The following is a 5715-nucleotide window of genomic DNA, read 5'->3' as shown; positions in this document are numbered from 1 at the left end:
GATCAGCAGCGGGTCGTTCCACGGCACGATGGAGATCACGATGAAGATCGACACCAGGTAGAACAGGCCGATCCGCCAGATCACCGAGTTGGTGGCGCGGGTGATCTGCTTCGCCGGGTCCTTGGACTCGGCGGCGGCGATGGTGACGATCTCGGTGCCCATGAAGCTGAACATGGTCGTCAGCAGGGCGCCGAGCACCGCGCCGTAGCCGTTCGGCACGAAGCCGCCGTGGCTCGCCATCAGGCTGGACAGGCCGCTGACCTCGCGTTCCGGCAGGCCGCCGACGATGGCCACCGCGCCGAGCACGATGAAGGCGATGATGGCGATCACCTTGAGCAGCGCGAACCAGAATTCGAACTCGCCGTAGCGGGCCACGCTGAAGAGGTTGGTGACGGTGAGCAGGAAGGTCACCGCGAGGGCGAAGATCCAGGTGTCGATGGCCGGGAACCAGGCGTTGAGGATGGCCGCGGCGGCGATCGCTTCGAGGGGGATCACCAGCACCCAGAACCACCAGTAGAGCCAGCCGATGGTGAAACCGGCCCAGCGGCCGATGGAGCGATCGGCGTAGGTGGAGAAGGAACCGGTATCGGGGGAGGCGACCGCCATTTCGCCGAGCATGCGCATGACCAGCACCACCAGGGTGCCGGCGATCAGGTAGGCGAGCAGGGCGGCCGGGCCGGCGGCGGCGATGGCATGGCCGGAGCCGACGAACAGGCCGGCGCCGATCACCCCGGCGATCGACAGCATGGTGACGTGGCGTTGTTTCAGGCCGGGCGCGAGCGAGGCGTTGCGCTTGTTCGGCAGTTGTGAAGCCAGTACGACTTTGGACATCGTTGAGACCCTTTAATTGTTCTTGGGCAAGGTCTGGGCCGCCTTGTGGGCGACGCCATGGGTGCGGCCGTGGGTGAGGTTTCACGGCGGTGGAACGTTGCGGACTCCTGATTGCGGAAAAAGAAAAAAGGCATGGTCGTTACCGACCATGCCTGTTGTCGTCAGCCTTCAGAGGCTGGGGAAGGCGAATTGCGAGGCCTCGTGGCTGGCCCGCTGCGGCCAGCGCTGGGTGATGGCCTTGCGCCGGGTGTAGAAGCGCACGCCGTCCGGGCCGTAGGCGTGGAGGTCGCCGAACAGCGAGCGCTTCCAGCCGCCGAAGCTGTGGTAGGCCACCGGCACCGGCAGCGGGACGTTGACGCCGACCATGCCGACCTCGATCTCGTCGCAGAACAGGCGGGCGGCCTCGCCGTCGCGAGTGAAGATGCAGGTGCCGTTGCCGTATTCGTGGTCGTTGATCAACTGCATGGCCTCTTCCAGGCTGTTGACGCGAACCACGCACAGCACCGGGCCGAAGATCTCTTCCTTGTAGATGGTCATTTCCGGGGTCACCCGGTCGAACAGGCTGCCGCCGAGGAAGAAGCCGTTCTCGTGGCCGGCGACCTGGTAGCCGCGGCCGTCCACCACCAGCTCCGCGCCCTGGGCCACGCCGCTGTCGATGTAGCCGGTGACCTTGGCCTGCGCGGCGGCAGTGACCAGCGGGCCCATGTCGAGGCCGCAGGAAGTGCCGGCGCCGATCTTCAGCGCCTTGATCTGCGGAACCAGCTTGGCGATCAGCGCGTCGGCCACCTGGTCGCCGACGCATACCGCCACCGAGATCGCCATGCAGCGCTCGCCGCAGGAGCCGTAGGCGGCACCCATCAGCGCGCTGACGGCGTTGTCGAGGTCGGCGTCGGGCATCAGCACCGCATGGTTCTTCGCGCCGCCCAGGGCCTGCACGCGCTTGCCGCGCTTGGTGCCCTCGGCATAGATGTATTCGGCGATGGGGGTCGAGCCGACGAAGCTGATGGCTTTCACTTCCGGCGCCTGGAGCAGGCCGTCCACGGCTTCCTTGTCGCCGTGCACCACGTTCAGCACGCCCTTCGGCAGGCCGGCTTCGTGGAACAGCTCGGCGATCAGCAGGGTGGAGCTGGGGTCGCGCTCGGAGGGCTTGAGGATGAAGGTGTTGCCGCAGGCGATGGCCAGCGGGTACATCCACAGCGGCACCATCGCCGGGAAGTTGAACGGGGTGATCCCGGCGACCACGCCGATCGGCTGGAAGTCGCTCCAGGCGTCGATGTTCGGGCCGACGTTGCGGCTGTACTCGCCCTTGAGGATTTCCGGGGCGGCGCAGGCGTACTCGACGTTCTCGATGCCGCGCTTGAGTTCGCCGGCGGCGTCTTCCAGGGTCTTGCCGTGCTCTTCGCTGATCAGCTTGGAAATCCGCGCCTCGTTCTGCTCCAGCAGTTGCTTGAAGCGGTACAGCACCTGTGCGCGCTTGGCCGGCGGGGTGTTGCGCCAGGCCGGGAAGGCGGCCCTGGCGGCATCGATGGCTTTCTGCAGGGTCTTGCCGTCGGCCAGCGGGACCTTGTGGATGGCTTCGCCGGTGGAGGGGTTGAAGACGTCGGCGCTGCGGCCGTTGTCGGCGACCATTTCGCCGTTGATCAGGTGGTGGAGGGTGCCCATCTTGTCTTGTTCTCTCTTCGCTAGGGGTGACGAAAGGGCCGTGGCCCTTTCCCTTTACCCGCTCCCTGGGGAGCGGGTGCGGATTACTTGATCTCGGTCTCGACGAAGACCACTTCGTGTGCGCTGGCGTTGATCACGTTGTGCTCGACGCCGGCCTTGCGGAAGTAGGCCTGTCCGGCGACCAGCGGCGCGTGGCGGTCGCCCTCGGGGGTTTCCAGCAGCAGCGTGCCGTCGGTCAGCGGTACCACCACATAGTCGTGTCCGTGGCGGTGGCGCCCGGTTTCCGCGCCGGGGGCGAAGCGCCATTCGGTCACGATCACCTCGGCGTTGTCCACCTGCACGGTGGGTACGGCTTGCGGGCGGCCGCTCATCAGGCGATGCCGTTGAGCGCTTCGCCGACCGCGTCGAACAGGCGGTCCAGCTCTTCCGGCCTGGCGTTGAAGGTCGGGCCGAATTGCAGGGTATCGCCGCCGAAGCGCACGTAGAAACCCTGTTGCCAGAGCTTCATGCCGGCCTCGAACGGACGCACGGTCGGATCGCCGTCGCGCGGGGCGATCTGGATCGCGCCGGCCAGGCCGCAGTTGCGGATGTCGATGACGTTCTTCGCGCCTTGCAGGCCGTGCAGGACCTTCTCGAAGTGCGGCGCCAGTTCGGCGGACTGCTGCACCAGGTTGTCCCTGGCCAGGATGTCCAGCGCGGCGAGGCCGGCGGCGCAGGCGACCGGGTGCGCGGAGTAGGTGTAGCCGTGGCTGAACTCCACCGCGTGCTCGGGCAGCGCCTGGTTCATGAAGGTGTCGTAGATCTCGCTGCTGGCGATCACCGCGCCCATCGGCACGGCGCCGTTGGTGACCTGCTTGGCGACGTTCATCAGGTCCGGGGTGACGCCGAAGTACTCGGCGCCGCTGTAGGTGCCCAGGCGGCCGAAGGCGGTGATCACCTCGTCGAAGATCAGCAGGATGTTGTGCTGGTCGCAGATCTCGCGCAGGCGCTGCAGGTAGCCGACCGGCGGTACCAGTACGCCGGCGGAGCCGGACATCGGCTCGACGATCACCGCGGCGATGTTCGAGGCGTCGTGCAGTTCGATCAGCTTGAGCAGTTCGTTGGCCAGCTCGACGCCGCCGGTCTGGGCCATCCCGCGGGTGAACGCCATGCCTGGTTGCAGGGTGTGCGGCAGGTGGTCGACGTCCATCAACTGGCCGAACATCTTGCGGTTGCCGCCGATCCCGCCGAGGCTGGTGCCGGCGACGTTGACCCCGTGGTAGCCGCGGGCGCGGCCGATCAGCTTGGTCTTCTGCGGCTGGCCTTTCAGGCGCCAGTAGGCGCGGGCCATCTTGATCGAGGTGTCGGCGCACTCGGAGCCGGAACCGGTGAAGAACACGTGGTTCAGTTCGCCTGGCAGCAACCCGGCGATCTTCTCGGCCAACTGGAAGGACAGCGGATGGCCGTACTGGAAGCCCGGCGAGTAGTCGAGGGTGCCGAGCTGGCGAGCCACCGCCTCCTGGATTTCCTTGCGCGAGTGGCCGGCGCCGCAGGTCCACAGGCCGGACAGGCTGTCGTAGACCTTGCGGCCCTTGTCGTCGGTCAGCCAGCTGCCTTCGGCGGCGACGATGATCCGCGGGTCCTTCTGGAAGTTGCGGTTGGCGGAGAAGGGCATCCAGTGGGCGCGCAGGTTGAGTTCGCTGGAAACCGGCGGGGCCACGTTGAGCGGCTGGTTCATCGTTCGATCCTCGGGCTTTCTTGTTGGAAGGTTCCGCGCACGCGGCGGCGGAGCGTTGGGATCAAGCTTGGCCCTGACGAAAGGTTAGATAAAGCTTATTCTTCTCACGTTTAGTTTCGACTGGGTAAAACAATAATGGCCAAATCCCGCAACCCGTCGCTCGGCCAGGTCAGCGATTTCGATATCCGCCTGCTGCGCATCTTCAAGACCATCGTCGAGTGCGGCAGTTTCTCCGCCGCCGAGAGCACTCTCGGCCTCAGCCGCTCGGCGATCAGCCTGCACATGGGCGACCTGGAGAAGCGCCTGGGCATGCGCCTGTGCCAGCGCGGCCGCGCCGGCTTCGCCCTGACCGACGAGGGCCGCGAGGTCTATCGCGCGACCCAGACCCTGCTGGCGGCGCTGGAGGGGTTCCGCGCCGAGGTCAACGACCTGCACCAGCACCTGCGCGGCGAACTCAACATCGGCATCATCAACAACCTGGTGACCCTGCCGCAGATGCGCATCACCCACGCCCTCAGCGCGCTCAAGGGGCAGGGACCGCAGGTGCGGATCAACATCGGCATGACCACCCCCAACGAGATCGAACTGGGCGTGCTCGACGGTCACCTGCATGTCGGCGTGGTGCCGTTGATCAGTCCGCTGTCGGGACTCGAGTACCTGCCGCTGTATGACGAGCACGCGCAGCTCTATTGCAGCCGCGGCCACGCACTGTTCGAACGCGCCGACGGTGATATCGCGGTGGACGAGGTGCTCGCCGCGGACGCCGTGGCGCCCAGCTACCGCCTGCCCGCCGAAGCCCAGGCGCGCCACCAGGAGCTGAACAACAGCGCCAGCGCTTCGGACCGCGAGGGCATGGCGTTCCTGATCCTGACCGGCAACTTCATCGGCTACCTGCCGTCGCACTACGCCGCCGACTGGGTCGCCGCCGGGATGCTGCGGCCGCTGCTGCCGGAACGTTTCCACTACGCCATCGCGCTGACCATCGTGACCCGCAAGGGACGCCGGCCGAACCTGGTGCTGGAACGGTTCCTGGAGGCGGTGGCGGTGTCGTGAGGGCGCGGATGGAGTGACGCGAGCTTCGGCTGCCCGCCGAACGGCGCCTTTTCTCTACGGCGCGAGGAGGTGGCATGCAGCGACGGGCCGAGCCAACGCGGGAAAGAGGCTCTCACCCCTTCGCATGGCGCCGCTCCCCCATCACCCAGGTCTCCGCCACCGCGCGGTCGTCGCCCAGGGTGTTCAGCACGAACAGGGTATCGGCCAGGCCGCGCGCATGCTCCATGCGCTGGGCGATCATCGGCGTGGCGGCCAGGTCGAGAGCGACGAAGTCGGCCTCGCGGCCGGGCAGGAAGTTACCGACCAGGCCGTCCAGGTCGAGCGCCCTGGCGCCGCCGAGGGTGGCCAGGTAGAGCGCCTGGAACGGATCGAGGCTGGTGCCGCGCAATTGCTGGATCTTGTAGGCGTCGGCGAGGTTGGCCAGCAGCGACAGGCTGGTGCCGCCGCTGTCT

6 protein-coding genes are annotated in these 5715 nt (G+C 67.0%); 1 reads left to right on the top strand and 5 read right to left on the bottom strand.

Annotation, left to right across the window (positions count from 1 at the left end):
- The 4 genes from FFS27_RS27430 to bauA all read right to left on the bottom strand — a co-directional run.
- The coding region (locus FFS27_RS27430) for an amino acid permease (RefSeq protein ID WP_137952343.1) at window positions 1-831 on the bottom strand (831 nt) is incomplete at its 3' end.
- A gap of 168 nt (window positions 832-999) precedes the next feature.
- Entirely contained in the window at window positions 1000-2493 is a 1494-nt protein-coding gene (locus tag FFS27_RS27425; RefSeq protein ID WP_003101230.1) for a CoA-acylating methylmalonate-semialdehyde dehydrogenase, read from the bottom strand.
- Window positions 2494-2576: 83 nt separating this feature from the next.
- Entirely contained in the window at window positions 2577-2864 is a 288-nt protein-coding gene (bauB, locus tag FFS27_RS27420; protein ID WP_003083790.1) for a beta-alanine degradation protein BauB, read from the bottom strand.
- Complete coding sequence (bauA, locus tag FFS27_RS27415) at window positions 2864-4210, bottom strand: beta-alanine--pyruvate aminotransferase (protein WP_003101231.1); 1347 nt, start codon at window positions 4208-4210, stop codon at window positions 2864-2866. Before bauA ends, bauB begins: the two co-directional genes overlap by 1 nt.
- A 135-nt stretch (window positions 4211-4345) precedes the next feature.
- On the opposite strand from bauA, the gene bauR reads away from it, so the two are divergent.
- A complete protein-coding gene (gene bauR / locus FFS27_RS27410; protein WP_003083805.1) occupies window positions 4346-5263 on the top strand; it encodes an HTH-type transcriptional activator BauR in 918 nt (305 codons plus the stop codon).
- Window positions 5264-5375: 112 nt separating this feature from the next.
- Here the strand turns inward: bauR and FFS27_RS27405 are convergent.
- Window positions 5376-5715, bottom strand: a 340-nt coding sequence (locus tag FFS27_RS27405; protein ID WP_171019240.1) for an amidohydrolase family protein, incomplete at its 5' end; no start/stop codon positions are given.

The sequence above is a fragment of the Pseudomonas sp. 2VD genome (genome assembly GCF_005503585.1).
In the GTDB taxonomy this organism is placed as follows: Bacteria; Pseudomonadota; Gammaproteobacteria; order Pseudomonadales; family Pseudomonadaceae; genus Pseudomonas; species Pseudomonas aeruginosa.
Note: the sequence above shows the minus strand (reverse complement) of the source record. Positions and strands in the feature narration are given on the sequence as shown.